This window comes from Streptomyces cucumeris (genome assembly GCF_024295805.1).
In the GTDB taxonomy this organism is placed as follows: Bacteria; Actinomycetota; Actinomycetes; order Streptomycetales; family Streptomycetaceae; genus Streptomyces; species Streptomyces cucumeris.
This window is the reverse complement of record NZ_JANCLX010000022.1, coordinates 103924-125381: the sequence shown is the minus strand read 5'-3', so window position 1 is coordinate 125381 and position 21458 is coordinate 103924. Positions and strand designations below refer to the sequence as shown.

At 72.3% G+C, this 21458-nt stretch carries 21 protein-coding genes; 10 read left to right on the top strand and 11 right to left on the bottom strand.

Translation table 11 applies throughout. The annotated features are described in order from the left end of the window. Positions 1-39: 39 nt before the first annotated feature. Positions 40-801: an alpha/beta fold hydrolase gene (locus NMK44_RS27960; RefSeq protein WP_254748102.1), complete on the bottom strand. Its 762-nt coding sequence runs from the start codon at positions 799-801 to the stop codon at positions 40-42. Between the two features lie 93 nt (positions 802-894). After that, a complete protein-coding gene (locus NMK44_RS27955) occupies positions 895-1119 on the bottom strand; it encodes a hypothetical protein (RefSeq protein WP_254748100.1) in 225 nt (74 codons plus the stop codon). Positions 1120-1279: 160 nt separating this feature from the next. Between NMK44_RS27955 and NMK44_RS27950 the strand changes: the two genes are divergently transcribed. Further along, entirely contained in the window at positions 1280-1783 is a 504-nt protein-coding gene (locus tag NMK44_RS27950; protein ID WP_254748098.1) for a hypothetical protein, read from the top strand. A gap of 51 nt (positions 1784-1834) precedes the next feature. Here NMK44_RS27950 and NMK44_RS27945 read toward each other — a convergent pair whose 3' ends face one another. Both NMK44_RS27945 and NMK44_RS27940 read right to left on the bottom strand, forming a co-directional pair. Continuing rightward, on the bottom strand, positions 1835-2083 hold the full coding sequence (locus NMK44_RS27945; protein WP_254748096.1) for a hypothetical protein: 249 nt from the start codon (positions 2081-2083) through the stop codon (positions 1835-1837). Beyond that, the gene (locus NMK44_RS27940; RefSeq protein WP_254748094.1) at positions 2080-3417 is read right to left on the bottom strand and encodes a S8 family peptidase; all 1338 of its coding nucleotides are present in this window, start codon (positions 3415-3417) and stop codon (positions 2080-2082) included. The genes NMK44_RS27945 and NMK44_RS27940 overlap by 4 nt, the downstream gene beginning before the upstream one ends. Before the next feature lie 451 nt (positions 3418-3868). Between NMK44_RS27940 and gdhA the strand changes: the two genes are divergently transcribed. Then, the gene (gdhA, locus tag NMK44_RS27935) at positions 3869-5212 is read left to right on the top strand and encodes an NADP-specific glutamate dehydrogenase (protein WP_254748092.1); all 1344 of its coding nucleotides are present in this window, start codon (positions 3869-3871) and stop codon (positions 5210-5212) included. A 15-nt stretch (positions 5213-5227) separates the two neighbouring features. Here the strand turns inward: gdhA and NMK44_RS27930 are convergent, their stop codons facing one another. Genes NMK44_RS27930 through NMK44_RS27920 form a run of 3 tightly spaced genes read right to left on the bottom strand, consistent with a single transcriptional unit; the run spans position 5228 to position 7916 of the window. Continuing rightward, positions 5228-5734 (bottom strand): hypothetical protein, encoded by a 507-nt coding sequence (locus tag NMK44_RS27930; RefSeq protein ID WP_254748090.1) that lies wholly within the window; start codon positions 5732-5734, stop codon positions 5228-5230. Next, the gene (locus tag NMK44_RS27925) at positions 5731-7233 is read right to left on the bottom strand and encodes an ATP-binding protein (RefSeq protein WP_254748088.1); all 1503 of its coding nucleotides are present in this window, start codon (positions 7231-7233) and stop codon (positions 5731-5733) included. Before NMK44_RS27925 ends, NMK44_RS27930 begins: the two co-directional genes overlap by 4 nt. Next, complete coding sequence (locus NMK44_RS27920) at positions 7230-7916, bottom strand: response regulator (protein ID WP_254748086.1); 687 nt, start codon at positions 7914-7916, stop codon at positions 7230-7232. Before NMK44_RS27920 ends, NMK44_RS27925 begins: the two co-directional genes overlap by 4 nt. Positions 7917-8049: 133 nt before the next feature. On the opposite strand from NMK44_RS27920, the gene NMK44_RS27915 reads away from it, so the two are divergent. From NMK44_RS27915 to NMK44_RS27895, 5 genes are all read left to right on the top strand, one after another. Then, complete coding sequence (locus tag NMK44_RS27915; RefSeq protein ID WP_254748084.1) at positions 8050-8694, top strand: hypothetical protein; 645 nt, start codon at positions 8050-8052, stop codon at positions 8692-8694. Further along, positions 8691-9770, top strand: a complete 1080-nt coding sequence (locus tag NMK44_RS27910) for an efflux RND transporter periplasmic adaptor subunit (protein WP_254748082.1) — start codon at positions 8691-8693, stop codon at positions 9768-9770. Before NMK44_RS27915 ends, NMK44_RS27910 begins: the two co-directional genes overlap by 4 nt. After that, positions 9767-10495 carry an ABC transporter ATP-binding protein gene (locus NMK44_RS27905; protein WP_254748080.1) on the top strand — a complete coding sequence of 243 codons (729 nt, stop codon included), beginning with the start codon at positions 9767-9769 and terminating at the stop codon, positions 10493-10495. The genes NMK44_RS27910 and NMK44_RS27905 overlap by 4 nt, the downstream gene beginning before the upstream one ends. 50 nt (positions 10496-10545) lie before the next feature. Further along, the gene (locus NMK44_RS27900; RefSeq protein WP_254748157.1) at positions 10546-11745 is read left to right on the top strand and encodes an ABC transporter permease; all 1200 of its coding nucleotides are present in this window, start codon (positions 10546-10548) and stop codon (positions 11743-11745) included. Between the two features lie 113 nt (positions 11746-11858). Further along, on the top strand, positions 11859-12722 hold the full coding sequence (locus NMK44_RS27895) for an SAM-dependent methyltransferase (protein WP_254748079.1): 864 nt from the start codon (positions 11859-11861) through the stop codon (positions 12720-12722). Between the two features lie 60 nt (positions 12723-12782). Here the strand turns inward: NMK44_RS27895 and NMK44_RS27890 are convergent, their stop codons facing one another. The 3 genes from NMK44_RS27890 to NMK44_RS27880 all read right to left on the bottom strand — a co-directional run bounded on the left by NMK44_RS27890 (position 12783) and on the right by NMK44_RS27880 (position 16132). Further along, positions 12783-14012, bottom strand: coding sequence for a cytochrome P450 (locus tag NMK44_RS27890; protein ID WP_254748155.1), 1230 nt, complete (start codon positions 14010-14012; stop codon positions 12783-12785). A gap of 162 nt (positions 14013-14174) precedes the next feature. Beyond that, entirely contained in the window at positions 14175-14819 is a 645-nt protein-coding gene (locus NMK44_RS27885; RefSeq protein ID WP_254748077.1) for a response regulator, read from the bottom strand. Between the two features lie 77 nt (positions 14820-14896). Then, the gene (locus NMK44_RS27880; RefSeq protein ID WP_254748153.1) at positions 14897-16132 is read right to left on the bottom strand and encodes a sensor histidine kinase; all 1236 of its coding nucleotides are present in this window, start codon (positions 16130-16132) and stop codon (positions 14897-14899) included. Between the two features lie 282 nt (positions 16133-16414). On the opposite strand from NMK44_RS27880, the gene NMK44_RS27875 reads away from it, so the two are divergent. Continuing rightward, positions 16415-17224, top strand: coding sequence for a class I SAM-dependent methyltransferase (locus NMK44_RS27875; RefSeq protein ID WP_254748075.1), 810 nt, complete (start codon positions 16415-16417; stop codon positions 17222-17224). Here NMK44_RS27875 and bglX read toward each other — a convergent pair. Next, positions 17221-19509 carry a beta-glucosidase BglX gene (gene bglX / locus NMK44_RS27870; RefSeq protein ID WP_254748151.1) on the bottom strand — a complete coding sequence of 763 codons (2289 nt, stop codon included), beginning with the start codon at positions 19507-19509 and terminating at the stop codon, positions 17221-17223. The two genes, NMK44_RS27875 and bglX, sit on opposite strands and share 4 nt — an antisense overlap. A 101-nt stretch (positions 19510-19610) precedes the next feature. Here bglX and NMK44_RS27865 point away from each other — a divergent pair, with 101 nt between their 5' ends. Together NMK44_RS27865 and NMK44_RS27860 are read left to right on the top strand one after the other, a co-directional pair. Then, entirely contained in the window at positions 19611-20015 is a 405-nt protein-coding gene (locus NMK44_RS27865; RefSeq protein ID WP_254748073.1) for a DUF6336 family protein, read from the top strand. 79 nt (positions 20016-20094) lie between these two features. After that, a complete protein-coding gene (locus tag NMK44_RS27860) occupies positions 20095-21423 on the top strand; it encodes a hypothetical protein (protein WP_254748071.1) in 1329 nt (442 codons plus the stop codon). Positions 21424-21458 lie beyond the last annotated feature (35 nt).

Below are 21458 nucleotides of genomic sequence, written 5' to 3'. Positions count from 1 at the left end.
CGGCTCCTTTCCCGGCCGGGCCCGGTGGGCGCCCGGCCCTCAGCCGGCTCGTCGCCGGGTACCCAGTGCCAGGGACTCCGCCACCCGCTCCGCCGGTGCCGGCTCCCCGGCCCTGGACAGCCACAGCCGCATCACCGCGGAGAACGCCTGGGGCTGCTCGACGGGGGTGCAGTGACCGGACTCCTCGATCAGGGCCAGTGAGGCGCCCGCGATGCCCCCGGTGAGGAAGCGCGCCTCCTCCTCGGTGACGACACGGTCCTGGCGGCCGTGGATCACCAGGGTGTCCGCGGTGATCCTCGGCAGCAGCCGCTCGGTCGCGTAGTCATGGGCCAGCGCCCGTAGCTGGCGGACGTAGATGTCGGGCGCCGTCTCGCGCTGCCACGCCCTGAGCCGGGTGCAGAACCCCTTGTCCGCGTAGCGGGCGTGGTGCAGCAGCTGGTCGAAGTGGGCGTCCAGCGCCCCGTCGGCGTCACGGACGAGATGGGCCGCGTAGTGGTCGAGGTAGGCGATGGTGCCGGGGGCCATCCGCGTCCAGGTGCCGCACAGGAAGAGCCGGGAGATCCGGTCCGGCGCCCGCGCGGCGATCTCCTGGGCGACCCAGCCGCCCAGCGAATGACCGGCGACGGAGAACACCTCGGGGGCGTGCGCGAGGACGTGCTCGGCCATCTCGGCCCGGGTGGCCTGCCGGTCCAGGACCATGACCTCGCTGGTCGCGATGTCGGCGAGGGCGTCCTGCTGGTGGCGCCACAGCCACTCCCGGCCACCGACTCCCGGGATGAAGACGATGTGCTCGTTCGTCACGGGCACCTCCTGTGCCCCTCGGGATTCCACCGTAGGCGACCTGGTGACGCGGCGCCCCACGGCAAGGCGGGCGCCGGGGTGGCCGGGCGGCGCTCAGAGTGTCCGGCCGGGCCGGTGGCGGGCCCGGCGTTCGGCCTCGGCGTGCCACCAGGCAGGCGGGGAGGGCCCGGTGACCCGGGCGGCGGGCTGATCGGGGTGGAGGCCGAGCCGCCACAGGGCGGCGGCCTCGACCCGGACCCGGAACCAGCCGAACCAGTGGCCGTCGGGGCCGATACCGCAGGCGTGGTCCCAGCAGATCTCCTCGGCCGCCAACGGCATCCAGTCGATACCGCGCTCCCGCAGTCAACCGCGGACGGCCGCCATCGGGGTGGGGCGGCCCGGGAGGTTCCGGTACTCCGCCACGGTGATCCGGTCGGCATACGCGACGTCCATGGTGCCCATGATGCCCCACCGCCACCGCCCGGCGTAGGTTGGCCCGATGGGCAATGTCTTCGGGGGCTCCGACGGCCGGGCGCTGGATCTGTCCAACGGCGGTACGGAGGTGTTCGTCGAGGTGCTGACGCTGGCGGTGAGCGCCCTGGCCGAACGGCCGTGGCACTTCCGCTTCGCCGCGCTGCTGACGCTCCAGGACCAGAACGTGATGGGCCGGGGCGCCGTCGGCTTCGACCTGGCCGATGTGGACTGGGGCGCCACGCCCCAGCAGCGGGCGCGCGCCCGGGAGTTCGTCCTGCGCACGGTCGATCTCGCCCTGACCCGGCACCGCTGGGAGGAGCTGGGGTACGAACCGGTGTCCGCCGAGGCGTCCCTGCGCCGGTTCCGGGCCATGGTGGCCTCGTACGCCCCGTCGGCCGGCGGTCCGCCCGCCGCCGACGGCGGTTTCCCCGCCGCACGGGAGGCGGCCGTGGCCTGCTGTGTGCGGCACCGGGTGCTGAACGCCCTGCCGCTCTGGGACGGTTGTGTCTTCTGCAACCGACCGGGATGACGTCCAGCCGAACGGGATGAGGTCCAACCGGCCGGGGGTGGCCCCGGCCGGTCACTGGACCGGCGCGTCCGGCGGGGGGAGCCGGACGGTACGGTCCCGGTCGACGGACTCCACTCCGTCCACGGCCTCCAGGGCCGGGATCCGGTCCTCCGCGATGGTCCCGGAGAGCGAACCCAGCACCTCCTGTTCCCCGGTGACGGTCAGTCCGGCCCGGCGCGCGGCGGCCACCACCTCGGCGAACCGGTCCGGATCGACCGAGAGGATCACCCCGACCGGGCCGGACGGGGACGCGCCGGTCACGGTGCCTGGAGCAGACCGGAGCCGATGTCCGCGACGGGCTGCGGCAGCGGGTACGCCCCGGAGAGCAGCCGGGTGCGGAGGTCGGCCGCGGTGGCCTCGGGATGGGCCTGCACCATCAGCGCCAGTGCCCCGGCCACATGCGGTGTGGCCATGCTGGTGCCGTTCAGCGTCTGGTACGTGCCGTCCGGCGCCGCCGAGAAGATGTCCACACCGGGAGCGGCGATGTTGACCTCGCCGCCCGCGCCGTTGATGGCCCCGCAGGAGAACCAGGCCGTGGCCAGGTCCTTGCCGAGCGCGGCCACCGCGAGGATGGACGGGCAGTTGGCCGGGCGGCCCACGGGCGCGACGAACCGGGGGCGGCGGCTCTCGTTGCCCGCCGCCGCCACGATCACCGTGCCGCGTTCGAGCGCGCGCAGCGCCACGTTCTCGTAGGTCTGCGGGAAGAGTTCACCCGGTTCCACCACGGCGCCCAGCGACATGGAGACCACCCGCGCGCCCTGGGAGACCGCCCAGGCCATGCCCGCGAGGATCTGGCCGTCGGTGCCCACGCCCCGGTCGCTGAGCACCTTGCCGGCCAGGATCCGGGCCTCGCCCGCCACGCCGTAGCGGGGCGCATGGTCGGGTTTGACCGGTCCGGCCACGCTGCCGATGCAGTGGGTGCCGTGGCCGTTGCCGTCCTCCACGGTCTCCCCGGGGACGAAGGAGGCGGTGGCCTCGATGCAGCCGGTCAGGTCCTGGTGGTCGGTGTCCACCCCGGTGTCCAGAACGGCGACCTTCACCGCCTGCCCGGTCAGGGTGGACCAGTTGGCCCGGATCGCCTGGAGCCCCCAGGTGGTGTTCTGCTCGTCCCAGGCCGGGCCGAGCGAGGCGGCGAGTTCGGCGCGGGTGTGCCGGCTCACCTCGTCCTCGTCGCTGCGGTAGGTCGGGAAGAAGCCGGTGAGCGTCCGCTGGGGTTCGGTGATCACCGTGGCATAGACCATCCGCTCCGGCTCGGCCGCGATGATGGTGGGTTCCGCCTCGGCGGTGGTGACCAGTGCGTGGCGCTGGTCGGGGGGTACCTCGACGACGGCCGTGGCGAGTTCGTCGAAGAGCACCGAGGTGTCGGGGCGTTGGAGCATTTCGGTGGCGCCCTCGGCCTCGGCCCCGCGGACCCGTTCGACGGACGCGATGCCCGCCGAGGTGCGGAGGGCGTCGATACCGCGCTGGGTTTCCCGCTGGTCGAGCAGGACCACATACCGGCCGGTGTACTCGGCGTTCTGCTTCATCAAGGGGGACTCCGCCCACCCCGGCGGCTCGCCGCCGAAGGGACGCCTGTCCATGGGTCCGTTGGTCATGGCTGTCTCCGCTTCCTGTGCGCTTCCCCCGCTCGGAGGGGACGCGCCGATGCGCGGAGTGATCAGTGGGCCAGGACGGTTGTGCGGTTCTGGCGGGAGTGCGGTTCCGCCGTGTACCGGCGCGTCGTCATCGCGTATGTGCGTGATCGCGCGTGCGCGCACCGCGTACGCGCGTACTCGCCTGTGTACGGGCCGGGCTCCCGGAGGGCACGGCCTGGTACTTGTGCACCACCCCCTCTCCACCGTCCCTCCGGCCGCGGGCGGACGCAAATCGGTCGTCAACCTCCGATGACCACCGGTCCGATGGCGGTCGGCGGCACCCCGGTGAGGGAGCCGCCCCGCTCCGGTCCACCGCGACGCGCCGTCCACCACATCTCCGGCGGTTTTGCCGCCGCGGGCGACCGGGGGCTGACAGACTGACGCGCCGACGGGTCGGCAGAAAGGGCCATTCATGGACGTCAGCACTCGTATCGAGGCCGTGTACGCGCAGGTCGTGGAGCGTAACGCCGGGGAGCCGGAGTTCCACCAGGCGGCGCGTGAGGTGGTACAGAGCCTCGGACCGGTGCTCACCGCGCACCCGGAATACCTCGACGCGAGGATCCTCGAGCGGCTGTGCGAGCCGGAGCGTCAGATCATCTTCCGGGTGCCCTGGGTGGACGACCGGGGAGACGTCCAGGTCAACCGTGGTTTCCGGGTGGAGTTCAACAGCGCTCTCGGCCCGTACAAGGGGGGCCTGCGCTTCCACCCCAGCGTCAACCTGGGCATCGTGAAGTTCCTCGGCTTCGAGCAGATCTTCAAGAACGCGCTGACCGGGCTGTCGATCGGCGGTGGCAAGGGCGGCGCGGACTTCGACCCCAAGGGGCGTTCCTCGGCGGAGGTGATGCGGTTCTGCCAGTCGTTCATGACCGAGCTCCACCGCCACCTCGGGGAGCACACCGACGTACCCGCCGGGGACATCGGGGTGGGCGGCCGGGAGATCGGCTATCTCTTCGGCCAGTACAAGCGGCTGACCAACCGCTTCGAGGCGGGGGTGCTGACCGGGAAGCACACCGGCTGGGGCGGCTCCTACGCCCGCACCGAGGCCACCGGGTACGGCACCGTCCACTTCGCCGAGGAGATGCTGCGCACCCGGGGCCAGGACTTCGACGGGCGGCGGGTCATCGTCTCGGGTTCCGGCAATGTGGCCGTCTACGCCATCGAGAAGGTGCACTCCCTCGGCGGGCGGGTGGTGGCCTGCTCGGACTCCTCCGGTTATGTGGTCGACGAGGACGGTATCGACCTGGAACTCCTCAAGGAGATCAAGGAGGCCCGCCGGGCCCGGCTGTCCGCCTACGCGGAGGTCCGGCCGGGTGCCACGCACTCCGAGCGGGGTTCGGTCTTCGACGTGCCCTGCGATGTGGCGCTGCCCTGCGCCACCCAGAACGAGCTGGGCCAGCCGCAGGCGGTGGCCCTGGTGAAGAACGGGGTGCTGGCGGTGGCCGAGGGCGCGAACATGCCCTGCACCCCGGCGGCGGTGGACATCCTGCGCGAGGCCGATGTGCTGTTCGGCCCCGGCAAGGCGGCCAACGCGGGCGGAGTGGCCACCTCCGCGCTGGAGATGCAGCAGAACGCCTCGCGCGACCGCTGGACCTTCGACCAGACCGCGGCCCGGCTGGGGTCGGTCATGACCGAGGTGCACGAGCTGTGCCGGAACACCGCGGCGCGGTTCGGCTCCCCCGACGACTACGTCCTGGGCGCCAATGTGGCGGGCTTCCTGCGGGTGGCGGAGGCCATGGACGCGCACGGGGTCATCTAGGTTCGCGCCCGGGGTTCAGCCGAGGAACTGCGAGCACTGGTAGGGGCCGGAGGTCCGCTCACCGTCGTCCAGGGAGACCCGGACGTCATCGGGCCGGATGGCCTCCTTCCGGTGCAGATAGGACTGGGCGCGGGCGAGGCTGCACACCAACTGGCCGTTGGGCAGCCGGTCGCGTTCGGTGGTGAAGGAGGCACCGGGCGCGTGCAGGGTGATCCGGTGGCCGCCACCGGTGGTCCAGTACGACCCGAGCCGGACGAGGTTGGTCAGCCCGCGCTCCGCCTCGGCGCGGGTCGGCTCCTGGGCCAGCAGCTTGAGGACCGCGCCCAGCTCCTCGATGGAGACGTCCGGGCGGGTGACGCCCTGGAGTCCGGAGCCGCGGACGTAGTAGACCCGCAGGTCCTTGGTGAGCCCGCTCGCGGGCTCACCACCGTCCACCACCCCGGTGGGCTGGACACCGCACCCGGCCGTCGCGGCCAGGGCGAGGGCCAAGGCCCCGGTCGCCGTACGGAGGCGGGTCATCATCGCGTCCCTCCGATCGTCGCCGTGCCCGGTCCGCCGGAGCCCGGTCCGTCCGCTGACCTCGGGTCCGGATCGGGCCGGTGGCGGGGCAGCCGCAGGGTGAACACGGCGCCGCCGCCCCGCTCCGCGGGCCGGTTGGCCGCCTCGATCGTGCCCCCGTGCAGCCGGGCGTTCTCCAGCGCGATGGCGGTGCCCAGACCGCTGCCCTCCGAGCGGGCCCGGGCGCTGTCGGCCTTGTAGAAGCGGTCGAAGACCTGGGACAGGGCGTCGGGCGGCAGCCCCGGCCCCCGGTCGGTGACCTCGACCGTCACCTGGTCCGCGTCGGCGGACAGGGTCACCGTCACCGGGGGTTCGCCGTGCCGGAGCGCGTTGCCCACCAGATTGGCCACGGCCACGTCCACCCGCCGGCGGTCCACCACCGCCCGTACCCCCTCCGGGAGCCGGGCCACCACCTGGTCGCCCCAGCCGCGCAGCTCCAGCGTGCCGCGGATGGTCCCGGCGAGATCGGTCTCGGTGGCGTCCAGCCGGGCCGCGCCCGAGTCGAAGCGGGACATCTCCATCAGGTCCTCCACCAGCCGGGCCAGCCGCGCGGTTTCATCGCTGACGGTACGGGCGGCGCGGGCCGCGTCCGACGGGAGCTGCGCCGCGTCCTCGTCCAGCACGGTCGTCACCATCGTCATCGCGGTCAGCGGGGTGCGCAGTTCATGTGAGACATCGGCGACGAACCGCCGGGCCCTGGCCTCCTGGTCGCGCAGCTCGTCCACGGACGTCTGCAACGCGTCGGCCGTGGTGTTGAAGTCCGCGGCCAGCCGGGCGAGTTCATCGCGGCCCCTGACCTCGACCCGGGAGCCCAGGTCTCCTTCGGCCAGCCGCCGGGTGGCCCGCCCCAGCTCGCGCACCGGCCGCAGCACGGTCCCGGCGGCGAGCAGGGCGAGGAGCGCGGCGAGGCCCAGCACCGGGAGGAGTCCGCCGCGCACCGAGTCCAGCAGGGCCGCGGTGTGCTCCTCCTCCGCCAGCAGGGAGGTCACCGCGAACACCTCGAGCCCGGAGTCCCGGCCGTCCTCGTACCGGACGGGGGTGCCGACCACCAGATACGGCTCTCCCCGGTACTCCACGCGCTGGAAGCGGGTGCGGCCGGAGGAGCGGACCTCGGCGCGCAGCTCCGGGGTGATCCGGCTGCGGTCGGCCAGCCCGTCGGAGGCGGCGACCAGGTCGTGGTAGCGGGTGACGACGAGCGGGGCGCCGGAGAGCCCGGAGGAGACGGAGTCGGCGAACGTGGTCAGGGTGCGGACGTCCGGTGGCATGTCGAAGTCGGGCGCGACGCTGTCGACGCGGTCCCGGACATCGGTCTGGAAGGCGTCCTGGGTGCGCTCGAGTACGGCGGTGCGGGACTCGCGGTAGGCGAGCGCGGTGGCGGTGACCGTGCTGATCAGCGCGACGAGGACAAAGGCGATGACGAGTCGGGTACGCAGTCCGCCCATCCGCGGTCGGCGGAGTTTCATATCGGACCGAACCGATAGCCGAAACCGCGCACGGTCTGGATGTAGCGAGGCCGGGCGGGTACATCCTCGATCTTCGCGCGCAGCCGTCCGACCGCGGCGTCGACCAGCCGTGAGTCACCGAGGAAGGAGTGGTCCCAGACCGAGGCGAGGAGCTGCTCACGGCTGAAGACCCGGCCCGGGGAGGCGGAGAGCTCCAGCAGCAGCCGCAGTTCGGTGGGCGGCAGCGGGACGGGGGTGCCGTCACGGCTGACGGTCAGCCCCGCCCGGTCGATGACCAGCCCGGCGTGCACCTCACCGGGCTGCCGGGGCACGGGGTCGGCGCGCCGCAGCGCCGCCTTGATCCGCGCCTCCAGAACGGGCGCGGTGACCGGTTTGACCACGTAGTCATCGGCTCCGGCCTCCAGTCCGCCGACGATGTCCGGGTCGTCGCCGCGTGCGGTCAGCATGATCACCGGCATGGTGGAGCGGACCCGGATCCGGCGGCAGACCTCGAAGCCGTCCATACCGGGCAGCATCAGGTCGAGCACCGCGAGCTCGACGGCCGTCTCCGCGGGGGCGTCGAGCAGTGCGAGGGCCTCTTCCCCGGTGGCGGCGACCGACACCTGGTAGCCGTGGCGGCGCAGGACGAGCTCCATGCCATCGCGTACGGAGGCGTCGTCCTCGATCAGCAGTACATGCGGCATGCGGTCGATTATGACCCAGCCGATCGCCGGAATCCGCTGGTCAGGCCAGTGCATCAACGGTGGGCGGGCTTTGTTACACAGCCATCATGTGGTCATGGACCGGCCATCATGCGGGCGCCGGAGGGTGTTCGGCATGACACACCACACGACGTCTCGCGCCACCTTCCGGCGCACCCTGGCCGCTTTCGCCGCGCTGCCCGTCCTTGCTCTCGCGGTGGGCTGCGGCGGTGGCGAGGAATCCGGCACCAAGGACGAGGGCGTCGCCTCCGTCCCGGGTGAGAAGGCCGACGCCTCGGGCGGCTCGGCGAAGGAGTCCCGTGGCGGCTCCGGCAAGGGCAAGAGCGCCTTCTACGACGCGCAGATGGACTATGTGCGCTGTATGCGCGGCAAGGCCGGGGTCAAGGACTTCCCCGACCCCAAGCTAAGCGGTCATCTGGACTGGACGAAGATCGAGAAGCTCGATGATCCGACCGGCACCGGCGAGGTGACGAAGGGCGGCAAGGACAACGTCTGCGGCCCCGAGATGCAGAAGGCGATGCGGCTGGAGCCCGAGCGGGACGCGCAGAAGGACTACGAGTCCCTGCTCGCACACGCCACGTGTATGCGGGACGAGGGCGTCTCGGAGTTCCAGAACCCCACGATGTCCGCCGGGAACGCGGTGCCCGGTGGTGACCCGGACCCGGCGAACCCCCGTATCGACACCGAGTCCACGGTGTACAAGCAGGCCCGTGAGGCGTGCAAGGGCAAGCTGCTCGACGGTCTGGACGGTATGCAGTGAGGCGGAGCACCGCATGGATCGCGGGCGGTGCCGTGGCGGCCGCCGCGGCGTCCGGGGCCGCGGCCCTGCTCCTCGGCGGCGGCTCCGGGGCGGACGGCTCGTCCGGGGAGGGTGACCGGCCGCCCTCCACCGCCAAGGTCGTCCGGACCGATCTCGTCCAGAGCAAGACCGTCGACGGACGGCTCGACTACGCCCAGCGGCGCGGGGTGTCCTCCGCCGTCGAGGGCACCGTGACCGTCGCGGCCGACACGGGTGCCACCGTGACCCGGGGGCAGGCGCTGTACGAGCTGGACGACAAGCCCGTCACCCTGCTCTACGGGCAGATCCCGATGTTCCGCGAGATGAAGCGCGGGGACCGCGGCTCCGACGTCCTCGAACTGGAGCGCAACCTGCGTGACCTGGGCTACGGCGCCGGGCTGTATGTCGACCCGCGCTATGACGCGGCGACCGCGGCGGCCGTCAGGAGCTGGCAGAAGTCGCTCAACCGCGTGCCCACCGGCAAGGTCGGCAAGGGCGATGTGGTCTTCCAGCCCGACCGGGTGCGGGTGGTCTCCTCGGACGCCGGGGCCGCGGAGCAGGTGGGTCCGGACACGAAGGTACTCACCGTCGCCTCCACGAAACCGGTGGTCCGGGCCCAGCTCGACGAGGGGGATGTGTCGCTCACCTCCAAGGGCACCACGGTGAAGGTGACCCTGGCCAGCGGGCGCACCGCACCGGGCTCGGTGGCGGGCACGGTCCGCCCGGAGGCGTCCGGTGACGGTCCGTCGGAGGGGCGCGAGGACGGCATCACGGTGGAAGTGACCCTGGACGGTGGCCGTTCGGCGGTGTCCGGCGAGGACACCAGGGCGACGGTGAACGTGATGTTCGTCAGCGAGAGCCGCAAGAACGTGCTGGCCGTCCCGGTGGAGGCGGTCGTGGCGCTGCGCGGTGAACACGGGGGCTACGGGCTGGAGATCGTGGCGGGCCGCTCCACCCGGATGGTGCGGGTGGAGACCGGGATGACGGCCGACGGCACGATCGAGGTCAGCGGCGCGGGACTGCGCGAGGGCATGACGGTGGGAGTGGCCGAGCAGTGATCGCCACCGCACCGCACCGCCCGGCGGCCGTGATCGAGCTGGTGGGCGCCGCCAAGACCTATCCGGGCGGGGTCCACGCCCTGCGCGGGGTGGACCTGACCGTCGCCTCGGGCGAACTCCTGGCGATCGTGGGCCCGTCCGGCTCCGGCAAGTCGACCGTCCTGAACGTCATCGGCACTCTGGACCGGCCCACCACCGGGACGGTACGGGTGGCCGGCCACGATGTGAACGCGCTCTCCGACGCCCAGCTCTCCGCCTTGCGCGCCCGCCATATCGGCTTTGTGTTCCAGCACTTCCACCTCTCCCCCGGCCGGGACGCGGTGGACAACGTGGCGGACGGACTGCTGTACGCGGGAGTGGGCGCGCGCGAACGCCGGGCGCTGGCGCGCACCGCGCTGGAGCGGGTCCGCCTGGGCCACCGGCTGGACCACCGGCCGCATGAGCTGTCCGGCGGGGAGAAGCAGCGGGTGGCCATCGCCCGGGCGCTCGTCGGTGAGCCCGATCTGCTGCTCGCGGACGAGCCGACCGGAGCCCTGGACTCGGCGTCGGGGCGGATCGTGATGGAGCTGCTGCGGGAGCTGAACGCGGCGGGCACCACGGTCTGTGTCATCACCCATGACCACGAGATCGCCGAGGCGCTGCCACGGCGGGTGCGCTTCCGCGACGGCGAGGTCGTCGACGACTCCCGGGAACCCGGCCCCGTGACGGGTGAGGTGAGGTCATGACCGACGACACACGAGGTGCGGTCATGACCGACCGGAAGACCCCCCGTGCGATGTCCGGGGGCGGCGGGCTGAAACCGTCCCGGCTGGCCGTCCGGGACATCCTCCGCACGGGTGCCGTCGGACTGCGTGCCCGCCGGACCCGGGTGGTGCTGTCCGCCCTCGGTATCGCGATCGGCATCGCCACGATGGTGGCGGTGGTGGGACTGTCCACCTCCAGCCGTGCCGATCTGCTGGCCCGGCTGGACCGGCTGGGCACCAATCTGCTCACCGCCGAGGCCGGCCAGGACGCGATGGGGAACGATGTGCCCCTGCCCAAGAGCGCCGTGGCGATGGCCGAACGCATCGGCCCGGTGCGGCACGCCACGGCGACCGCCGAGGTGGACACCCGGATCCGGCGCAGCGATGTGGTGCCGGAGGAGCGGACGGCGGGGGTCACCACACAGGCCGCCCGGACCGATCTGCTGGAGGCGCTGGGTGCCGGGGTGGACCGGGGCGTCTGGCTGAACCGCGCCAGCGAGCGACTGCCGGTGACGGTGCTCGGGTCCGTCGCCGCGCAACGGCTCGGGGTCACCGGTCCGGGTGAGAAGATCGTGGTCGATGACCGCTATGTGGTGGTCGTGGGCATCCTCCGGCCGGTCGAACTGGTGCCCACGCTGGACCGGGTGGCGATGATCGGATTCCCGGCCGCCGAACGGTACTTCGGTTTCGACGGCCACCCCACCACCGTCTTCGAACGCTCCACGGACGCGTCGGTGGAGGACGTGGCCGCGGTGCTGGCCCGGAGCGTCAACCCCGGCCACGAGGGCACCGTCAAGGTCTCGCGCCCCTCCGACGCGCTGGCGGCGAAGGCGACCACGGACGAGGGGCTGACGGCGCTGATGCTCGGGCTCGGGGCGGTGGCGCTCCTGGTGGGCGGGGTGGGCGTGGCCAACACCATGGTCATCTCCGTGCTGGAACGCCGTCAGGAGATCGGTCTGCGACGGGCGATCGGGGCCACCCGCAACGCCATCCGGCTGCAGTTCCTCACCGAGTCACTGCTGTTGTCGGCCCTGGGCGGACTGGCGGGAGTGGTGCTCGGCTCCCTGGCGACATGGGCGTTCGCCCTGGCCCAGGGCTGGACGACGGTGATCCCGGCCTGGGCACTGGCCGGTGGTTTCGGTGCCACGCTGGTCATCGGCATGCTCGCGGGTCTCTATCCCGCCATCCGTGCCTCACGTCTCCACCCCACCGTGGCGCTCAACGCCTCCTGAAAGCGCCCCAGTTCCCCCGACCCACGGATATGGGCGGGGGCGGGGCGGCTTACGATCCTGTGGTGGGCCGCCGCGATACAACGATCGCGCCCTGTAGTGGAGGAGAACACGACGTGACCGGTCACGGGGTAGCATCCCAGACGGCGAGCGGGCCGGAGCCGCCGAACAGCCCCATCAACCAGGGGCGTCCGCACAGCGCCCGGATGTACGACTACTTCCTGGGCGGCAAGGACAACTACGTCGCGGACCGGCAGGCCGCGGCGAAGGTGCTCACCCTGTGGCCGGGCGTCATGATCGCCGCTCGCACCAACCGCGCCTTCATGCAGCGCGCGACCCGGTACCTGGCCGCCGACTGCGGTATCCGGCAGTTCCTCGACATCGGGACCGGCATTCCCACCCGCCCCAATCTGCACGAGGTCGCCCAGTCGGTCGCGGCGGACGCGCGGATCGTCTACGTCGACAACGACCCAATCGTGCTGGCCCACGCGCAGACCCTGCTCACCAGTCACCCCGAGGGCCGCACCGCCTACGTCGACGCCAATGTGGCCGACCCCGGCACCATCCTCGACTCCCCGGAGCTCGGCGAGGTGCTGGACCTCTCCCAGCCGGTGGCGCTGAGCCTGTGCGCCCTGCTGCACTTCGTCCCGGACGAGTGGGAGCCCTACACGATCGTGCGGCGGCTGGTCGACGCGCTGGCGCCGGGCTCGTATCTCGTCCTGAGCCACATCACCCCGGACTTCGACCCGGTGGCGACCCAGCGGACGGTGGACGTCTACCACAGCGGCGGGATCAAGGGGCAGATCCGCAGCAAGGCGGAGGTGACGGAGTTCTTCACCGGTCTGGAACTGGTGGAGCCCGGGATCGAGGTGCCGCACCGCTGGCGCCCCGACCTGGCCACCGGGCCCCAGGGCACCGGCGACGTCACCGACGAAGAGGTCTCCTTCTGGGTGGGCGTGGCCCGCAAGCCGCTGTCCTGACACCGCCCGGCTCCCGGTCCCGCCCCCACCGCGCCGCGGCGGGGGCGGAGCCATCGGTCCCTAGCCGCCGACCCGGCCGCGGACCGGGGTGAACCGCAGCGGCAGGGCGGCCGGTCCGCGGGTGAAGGTGCCCTGGTCCCGCGGGGTGAAGCCGGGTTCCAGACCGACATCCGGCATCGCGTCCAGGAGTTGCCCGATGGCCACCTCGATCTCGGCCTTCGCCAGCAGGGCGCCCACACAGAAGTGCCGTCCGAGGGCGAAGGAGAGATGGTCGGCCGCGGCGGAGAACGCGGTCCTGGCCGTCAGATCGGTCCGGAAGACGTCGAAGGAGTCCGGGTCCGCGTACCGGCGTTCATCCCGGCCCGCCGAGCCGATCAGACAGATCACGGTGGAGCCGTCGGGGATCACCCCGCCGCTCATCTCCACGTCACCGGCCACCTGACGCATAATCATCTGCACCGGGGGCGTATGGCGCAGGGTCTCGATGAACGCCCGTGGGATGAGCTCGCGGTCCGCCGTGACCGCGGCCAACTGCTCCGGATGCAGCAGCAGGTTCCGCATCACCGCGGCCACCGCCTTGTCGGTGGTCTCGGCCCCGGCCGACAGCAGCAGACTGCAGAAGGCCCGGATCTCCTCGTCGCTCATGGCCGTGCCGTCGACCTCCGCCGTGCACAGGCTCGAGAGCAGATCGTCGCCGAGCGCGGCGCGCCGACGCCGGATGACCGGAAGCAGATAGGCGGCGAACTCCTCCCGGGTGCGCAGCCCCTCGGCGGCCACCTCCGGATCCCGGGAGAGATTGCCGAGAAACGCGACGACCGATCGGTACCAGCGCTGGAAGGTGTCGTGGTCACCCCTGTCCAGGCCCATCATGTCGACGATGACATGGACGGGGAAGCGGCCCGCGAACTGCGAGACCAGTTCGACCCGGCCGGTGTCGCGGAAGCCGTCGATGAGTTCCCCGGCATTGCGTTCGATCACCGGCAGCAGCTTCTCCTGTAAGGACGTACCGCGGAAGACGGGGGCCACCAGGGCGCGGCGGACGGTGTGTTCGTGCCCGCTCATCTGGACGAAGGTCCTGCCGTGCACGGGTTCCAGCTGCCAGGCGTAGTTCTCGCTGGTGAAGGCCGGGTCCTTGAAGGCGCGGCGGACGTCCTCGTACCGCGAGAGCAGATAGCTGCGGGTGGGAGCGTGCCAGAGCAGCGGTGCCTCGTCGCGGAGGCGCCGGTAGACCGGATAAGGGTCGGCGGCGAAGGCGGGCGAGAGGATGTCGGGCGCTTCCTGCGGCGTGATGGTCAAGGTGACTCCACGTTCTGTACCGGGTTCGGGCAGGTCGGGGCGCATCCATGGGACGGCTCCCGGTCGGAGCCGCCCCACGGCCATCACTACAGTGTGTGCGCACCGGTCACCCGGGGCGAGTACGCCGGATCAGCCGGACCCGGCGGAGCGCCCTCCTCAGGACAGCAGCCGTCGCTCATTGGCGACGGCCACGGCTCCCGCCCGGGTCTCCACACCCAACTTGCCGTAGATACGGCCCAGATGGGTCTTGACGGTGGCCTCGCTGATGAACAGCGCCCGGGCTATCTCCCGGTTGCCGAGGCCCCGGGCGAGCTGGCGCAGAATGTCACGTTCGCGTGCGGACAGGGTGGGGCGCGGACTGCGCATACGGGCCATCACCCGGTCGGCGACCGGCGGTGAGAGCGCGGTGCGACCGGACGCGGCGTCGTGGATCGCCGCGAACAGCTCGTCCGGCCGTTCGGCCTTGAGCAGATAGCCGGTGGCGCCCGCTTCGATGGCACGGGCGATATCGGCGTCGGTGTCGAACATGGTGAGCACCAGGACACGCGGGGTGGCGGCGTCGCCTTCGGCGCCCTTCTCTTCGGGCGGGGCGGTCAGCCGGCGGGTCGCCGCCACACCGTCCATGCCGTCGCCGAGTTGCAGATCCATCAGCACCACATCGGGCCGGACCCGGGCGGCCACGGCGAGGGCCTCCTCACCGCTGCCCGCCTCGCCGACCACCTCGATACCGTCGGTACTGGCGAGCAGCGCGCGCAGCCCGGCCCGGACCACGGCGTGGTCATCGCACAGCAGCAGCCTCACGGGTGGGGTGGGTTCGGTCGGACGTGATCGCAACGACGGGCCTTTCGCAGGGGTGCAGGGGTGCAGGGGTGAGGAGATCAGGGGGCGGGGTTCAGGGGGACGGACGCCGAGACGACGGTGCCCTCCCCCGGCGTGGATTCCACGGTGAGGGTGCCGCCGGACTGCCGTGCCCGCACCCGCATGGCGGGCAGCCCGTGGCCCCGCTCCGCGCCGGGCGGCGGGCGTCGGTCGATGTCGAAACCACGGCCGTTGTCGGCGATGTCCAGGGAGAGCTGGTCGTCCAGACAGGTCAGGGTGAGTGCGGCCCGGGTGGCCCAGGCGTGTTCGCGCACATTGGCCAGGGCGCCCTGGGCGATGCGCAGCAGCGCCGCCTCCACGCGTTCCGGCAGCGGCCCCGGTGTGCCGTCCAGCCGGAAGTCCACGGCCAGGCCCGCGCCGGACGCGCGCTCGGCGAGGGTGCGCAGCGCCTGCGGGAGGCTGCCCCCGGCGAGCTCGGCCGGGGCCAGATCATGGACGAACCGGCGGGCCTCGACGAGGCTGCGGGAGGTGATCTCGGCCGCGTCCCGCATATGGCGGCGGGCGGTGTCCGGCTCCGCCGACCATACGCGGTCGGCGGCCTGCAACAGCATCCGCTGGCTGGACAGCCCCTGGGCCAGGGTGTCGTGGATCTCCGTCGACAGCCGCTGGCGCTCCGCCAGCACCCCCGCCCGCCGTTCGGTGGCCGCCAGTTCCCGCCGGGTGCGCATCAGATCGTCGATGAGGACGCGCTGCCGGGCGGCCTGGCGCCGCAGATGGACCAGGACGGCGGTGGCGACCGCGGCGATGGCGAGCGGCGCCACCACCACATTGGGGTTGAACGCGCCGTGGCCACCGTGTCCGCCCCGCGCCACCCGGAGTTCGGAGACCACCACCAGCAGGGTGAGCGCGGCCGCCAGCGGTATCGCGGTGCGCGCGGGCAGGCTCTGCAACCCGGTGAAGAGCAGCGGCATCGCACACCAGGTGGCGCTCGGGGCCAGCACCAGCAGTCCGGCCCACGCCGTGGACACCGCCCCCAGCCAGACCAGATGGCGGGTGGTGGGCCGGGTACCGGGGCGCGGCGCGGGGGCGAGCAGTCTGCCGAGGACATAGAGCGCACCGAAGACGAGGAACAGGGTGACCACCCACGCCGTACGCGGCTGGCCCTGGTCACGGCTGAGGAAGCGGACCAGCGACGAGCCCAGCAGGAGGAGGAAGGCGGAGTCCATGACGACCCTGAGCCACCGCCCGTCCGGGTCGGCGGGGACGGTGCCGCCGGCGGGGCCGGTGGGGTCCATGGGGCCGGTCACGGATGGTGGGTCGATCGCCGTCGTCATCCCCGCCTCCTCCGTCTCCTCGTCTTCTCGTGTCACCCGGCCACCGTAGGGCCACCGTGACGCCACCTCTCCAGCCAGTCCTAAAGCGCCCGCCGCGGGTGCGCATCATCCGATCGGTTGATACCGGGGTCCGCCGGACCGCGTGCGCACGGGGGCCGTCCCACCGACGCCGGAGTGCCGCCGGGACACCGACGCTGGGATCGAGGCACACAACACCGCACCGCCACGAGAGGACCGACCCCCATGCCCGCCAGGAACGTCACCGTCAACCGCGCGTCGCTCGGCCACCGCATCGGCTACGCGCTGCGCCACCCCGACCGGGTACCGCGCTATCTGAGCCGCGCCGCCCGGGACGCCTGGCTGCGTCACCGCTGGCCGGACCACGTCGCCTACTACCGCGCCGTGATGCGCTCCGACACCCGGACCAGCCCGGACGCCGCGGTGGGCAGCGCGACCCGTGAGCGGTGGCTCGCCCTGGGCGCGATGCAGTTCGACTACCTCGTCGGTCACGGGCTGCGGCCCGAACACCGGATGCTGGAGATCGGCTGCGGCAATCTCCGGGCGGGCTGGCGGTTCATCCGGCATCTGGAACCCGGCCACTACTACGGCATCGACATCTCACCCGACATCCTCGCCGCGGCGCAGGACACCCTGGTGCAGTCGGGGCTCCAGGAGCGGCTGCCGCATCTGACCCCGGTCCGGGATCTCACCCTGCGATTCCTGCCCGAGGCGCGGTTCGACGTCATCCACGCGCACAGCGTCTTCTCGCACTCCCCGCTGCCGGTCATCGAGGAGTGCCTGGCCAACATCGGCCGGGTGATGGCGCCCGGAGGCTGGTTCGACTTCACTTTCGACCGCACCGAGGGCGCCGAGCACCAGGTGCTGCGCGAGGACTTCTACTACCGCACCGAGACACTGGTGGCCCTGGCCGCGAAACACGGTCTGGAGGCACGGTTCATGGACGACTGGGAGGCGCTGCCGCACGGCCAGTCGAAGATCCGGGTCACCCACGGCCCGGACACCGCGCGACCCGCTCAGTCGCCCCGTGACTAGGTGATGGTGAGGGTGCGTGTCCCCCGGGCCAGGGAGCTGTTGCCCGCGTAGAGCCGGATCTCGCCCTTCTCCACCACGAACTCGCCGTCGCGGTCATGGGTCCAGAAGCCCAGTTCCGCGGCGCCGAGGCGGAAGCGCACGGTGGTGGACTTCCCCGCGCCGAGGGTGATCCGGCGGAAGCCGCACAGTCTGCGCACCGGCTGGACGATGCTGGCCACCGGGTCGCGCAGATAGAGCTGGACGACCTCGTCCCCGCTCCGCCGCCCGGTGTTGCGCACGGTCACCGCCACCTCGACGGTGTCGCCCCGGTACAGCGCCTCGGCCGCGATCCGGCGCACCGGCAGCGAGGGCTCCCCGATGTCGAAGGCGGTGTAGCTCAGCCCGTGGCCGAACGCGAACTGCGGACCGTCCGGCACATCCAGATAGCCGGAGGTGTACGGATTGTCCGGATCATAGGGGCGGCCGGTGTTCTCGTGGTTGTAGTGGACCGGGATCTGACCGGCCGAGCGCGGGAAGGAGACCGGCAGCTTCCCACCGGGGTTGACCTTCCCGAACAGCACATCCGCGATCGCGTGCCCGCCCTCCAGCCCCGGATGCCACGCCACCAGCACGGCGGGCGCCGACTCCAGCCAGCCGCCGATGGTCAGCGGACGCCCGTTGAGCAGCACCACCACGAACGGTGCATCGGAGTCGGCGATGGCCTCGATCAGCCGCTCCTGTCTCCCGGGCAGACCGATGTCACCGCGCACCCGCGCCTCACCGCTGAGCTCGGCGCCCTCTCCGACGACCACGACGGTCGCCTCGGCGGCCCTGGCCGCCGAGACCGCCTTGGGGATGTCGTCGGTGTCCCGGCCCCCGGCATCCACGCCCCGCACGGACGTCACCTTCGCCTTCGGGACGGCGGCCCTGATGGCATCGGCCACCGTGACCGGTCGGGGGGTGTCCGCCCAGGGCCCGGCCCAGGAGCCCTTGAGGTCCGCCGAATCGGCGAACGGGCCGACCACCGCGAGGGAACGGGACGAGGTGCTCAACGGCAGCGCGGACCTCTCGTTCCGCAGCAGCACCATGGAGCGCGCGGCGGTCTCCCGCGCCGCCGACCGCGCGGCCTTGGTGGGTTCGGTGACAGCGGCGGCTTCGTCGGCATAGGGGTGGCGGAAGAGGCCGAGCCGGAACTTCAGCCGTAGGATCCGCGCCACCGCGTCATCGAGCCGGGCCATGGTGATCCGGCCGTTCCTGAGCAGCCGTTTGCCGTACTGGACCAGATAGGTGCTGGCCATCTCCATGTCCACCCCGGCGTTGAACGCCAGCCGGGCCGCGTCGGCGCCGTCGGCCGCGAATCCGTGGACGGTGAGTTCCCGGACGGCGATGTAGTCGCTGACCACCACACCGTCGAACCGCCACTGCTCCTTGAGGATCTCGGTGAGCAGATGCCGGTTGGCGTGGGCCGGAATGCCGCTCACGGTGTTGAAGGCGGCCATCACGGTGGCCACTTCGGCCTCCACGGCCGCCGCGAAGGGACCGAGGTAGAGATTGCGCAGCCGCGCCTCGGACACATCCACGGTGTTGTAGTCGCGCCCGCCCTCGGCACCCCCGTAGGCGGCCAGGTGTTTGGCGCAGGCCGCCACCCGGTCGCCGTCGGCGAGGTCGTCACCCTGGTAGCCACGCACCTTGGCCGCCGCCAACGCCGCGGTGAGGAAGGGGTCTTCGCCGTTGCCCTCGGCGATCCGCCCCCAGCGCGGTTCGCGGGTGACGTCCATCATCGGGGAGAACGCCCAGTGCACCCCGTTGGACCGCGCCTCCTTGGCGGACACCTCGGCGTCCCGTCCGGCCACCGCCGGATCGAAGCTGGCCGCCTGGGCCAGCGGGATCGGAAAGGTGGTCCACAGACCGTGGATCACGTCGAGCCCGAACACCAGGGGGATGCCCAGACGGGATTCCTCCACCGCGATCCGCTGCAACGCGTTGGTCTTCCGGGCGCCGTAGAGGTTGAGCACCGAGCCGAGCCTGCCCCTGCGGGCCGCCCTGACCGCCGCGGCGTTCTGCCCACTGCCGGGACCGGTGTCGGCGCTCCAGGCGAGCTGCTGCAACTGCCCCAGCTTCTCCTCCACCGTCATCCGTCCGAGCAGTGCCTGGACCCGGGGCTCGTACGGGCGGGGGCGGTCCTCCCGTACCCCGTCCGGTGGACCGGGCGGGGGCTCCCCGCGCCGGAGGCGTCCGACGGCGCCGCCCGCGGCGACGGTGCCGCCGATGGCCCCGAGCACCGTACGTCTGCGCACTCCATCCATGGTCTTCACCCTCGCGACGGGCATCGTTGAAGAGCATCGAGTGGTTCTGCCGCACCTCTCCCCCAGCGTAGAACGGCGGGGCGCTGGGATATCGTGCGCGCATGACAGGGGAGGACGGGATACACCAGCCACGCCTGCGATTCCGGGACGTGGTGCTGCGGGCACTGCTCTACGGACTCGCCGCGACACCCCTGGTGGGCGTCGCCTCGCTCGGGGTGAGCGACCACCACGACCGCATGACGTTCCTGGCGGTCACCGGCGGTTTCGCCTTGGTCGGCGGGGGTGTGTTCGCCGTGTTCGGGCTCTTGCTCTGGACCGCCTGCGGCGGCGATATCCGGCGCTGCCGCGACTGGCGCACCATCACGGGTCAGGGGGACAGCGCCTCGGTGGCGGCGCCGGTCCTGGTGCGGCTCGGTGTGCTGGCGCTGGCGCTCTTCCCCGGGGCGCTCGGTCTCTACCACCTGGTCGACGGCGCCGACTACGACAGCTGGATGTACGGCGGCTGAGAGCAGCCGTCGCGGCCACACTTCTGGGCAAATCTCCGAAATGCGTGCGATAGCCCATATGAGTGGGTAAGAGATCCATGTGCCCCGCAAGACACGGCGACGGGCCACATTGCTGCTGGCCGTCCTGGTTGCCCTGGTGACGACGTTGTTCGCCGCCCAGGGCGCCTCTGCCGCCACGGACGTGGACCGGATCGGCCAGGCACTGCGCACCAGCCCCGTGTACGTCGATCCCGCCGCCTCGGACGCCCTGAGCGCCGGCCAGGCGCGTGCCCTCGCCGACCGTATCCGCGCGGCGGACGTGCCCGTCTATGTCGCCGTGCTGCCGGACGACCGCGCGTACGGAGGGGAGCGCGTCTTCTCGCGGCTGCGCGAGGCCGTCGACCGCCCCGGTGTGTACGCGGTGGCACTCGGCACCTCCTTCGGCGCCGCGTCCGACACCTCGGTGCTGCCGGGCAGCACCTCCCAGGCGCTGGCGGAGCAGAATCTGCGCCGCCACCCCGGTGACCTCCCGAAGGTGCTGGACGGCTTTGTGACGGACGTGGCCGCGGCCACCCACGGTGACGCGGCACCGGGCGACCAGGAGCCCGGCGGGGTGTCGGCGGGCGGCGCCCTGTTCCTGCTGGTCATCCTGGCGGCGCTGGCCGGAAGCGCCCTGTTCGCCATGGGGCGCACGCGCAAGCGCCGCCGCGAGCGGGAGCGGGCCCAACTGGAGCAGGTGCGCGGCGCGGTCCAGGAGGACATCACCGCGTACGGCGAGAAGCTGAGCGGCCTCGGCTTCACCCCGTCCGATCCGACGGCCACCCCGGAGATGGTGGCGGACTACGGCCGTGCGCTGGACGCCTACGAGGAGGCCAAGGCGAAGTCGGACGCCGCCCGGCGCCCGGAGGACGTACGGGCGGTGACCGAGGCGCTGGAGGACGGCCGGTTCTCGCTGGCGACGCTGGAGGCCCGCCGCGAGGGAGCGCGCCTCCCCGAGCGGCGGCCGCCGTGCTTCTTCGATCCCCGCCACGGGCCGTCGGTGCGCGATGTCGACTGGGCGCCGGCGGGTGGCGCGCAGCGGTCGGTGCCCGCGTGCGCCGCGGACGCCACCCGGATCGAGGACGGACTCGAACCGGAGACCCGTACCGTCCCCGTGGGCGGCGGACGCCGCCCGTACTGGGAGGCGGGCCCGGCCTACGCCCCGTGGGCAGGCGGGTACTTCGGCGGTTACGGCGCCGCGCTGCTCCCCGCCCTGCTGGTCGGCACGATGCTGGGCGGCTCGCTGAGCCCCGGCTACGACGAGGCGGGCGCGTTCGGGGACGGCGGTGACTACGGCGGTTTCGGAGACGGCGGTGACTACGGCGACGGTGGCGGATTCGGCGGGGGCGACTTCGGTGGCGGGTTCGGCGGAGGCTTCGGCGACGGCTGACCACCGCTGACCGCGACCGGCACGCGGCACACCCG

Excerpts from the sequence above, each read along its gene's own strand:
- NMK44_RS27955 (WP_254748100.1), bottom strand. The coding sequence starts at position 1,119 with ATGCCGTTGGCGGCCGAGGAGATCTGCTGGGACCACGCCTGCGGTATC.
- NMK44_RS27950 (WP_254748098.1), top strand. The coding sequence starts at position 1,280 with ATGGGCAATGTCTTCGGGGGCTCCGACGGCCGGGCGCTGGATCTGTCC.
- NMK44_RS27940 (WP_254748094.1), bottom strand. The coding sequence starts at position 3,417 with ATGACCAACGGACCCATGGACAGGCGTCCCTTCGGCGGCGAGCCGCCG.
- gdhA (WP_254748092.1), top strand. The coding sequence starts at position 3,869 with ATGGACGTCAGCACTCGTATCGAGGCCGTGTACGCGCAGGTCGTGGAG.
- NMK44_RS27930 (WP_254748090.1), bottom strand. The coding sequence starts at position 5,734 with ATGATGACCCGCCTCCGTACGGCGACCGGGGCCTTGGCCCTCGCCCTG.
- NMK44_RS27925 (WP_254748088.1), bottom strand. The coding sequence starts at position 7,233 with ATGAAACTCCGCCGACCGCGGATGGGCGGACTGCGTACCCGACTCGTC.
- NMK44_RS27920 (WP_254748086.1), bottom strand. The coding sequence starts at position 7,916 with ATGCCGCATGTACTGCTGATCGAGGACGACGCCTCCGTACGCGATGGC.
- NMK44_RS27915 (WP_254748084.1), top strand. The coding sequence starts at position 8,050 with ATGACACACCACACGACGTCTCGCGCCACCTTCCGGCGCACCCTGGCC.
- NMK44_RS27900 (WP_254748157.1), top strand. The coding sequence starts at position 10,546 with ATGTCCGGGGGCGGCGGGCTGAAACCGTCCCGGCTGGCCGTCCGGGAC.
- NMK44_RS27880 (WP_254748153.1), bottom strand. The coding sequence starts at position 16,132 with ATGGACCCCACCGGCCCCGCCGGCGGCACCGTCCCCGCCGACCCGGAC.
- NMK44_RS27875 (WP_254748075.1), top strand. The coding sequence starts at position 16,415 with ATGCCCGCCAGGAACGTCACCGTCAACCGCGCGTCGCTCGGCCACCGC.
- bglX (WP_254748151.1), bottom strand. The coding sequence starts at position 19,509 with ATGGATGGAGTGCGCAGACGTACGGTGCTCGGGGCCATCGGCGGCACC.
- NMK44_RS27865 (WP_254748073.1), top strand. The coding sequence starts at position 19,611 with ATGACAGGGGAGGACGGGATACACCAGCCACGCCTGCGATTCCGGGAC.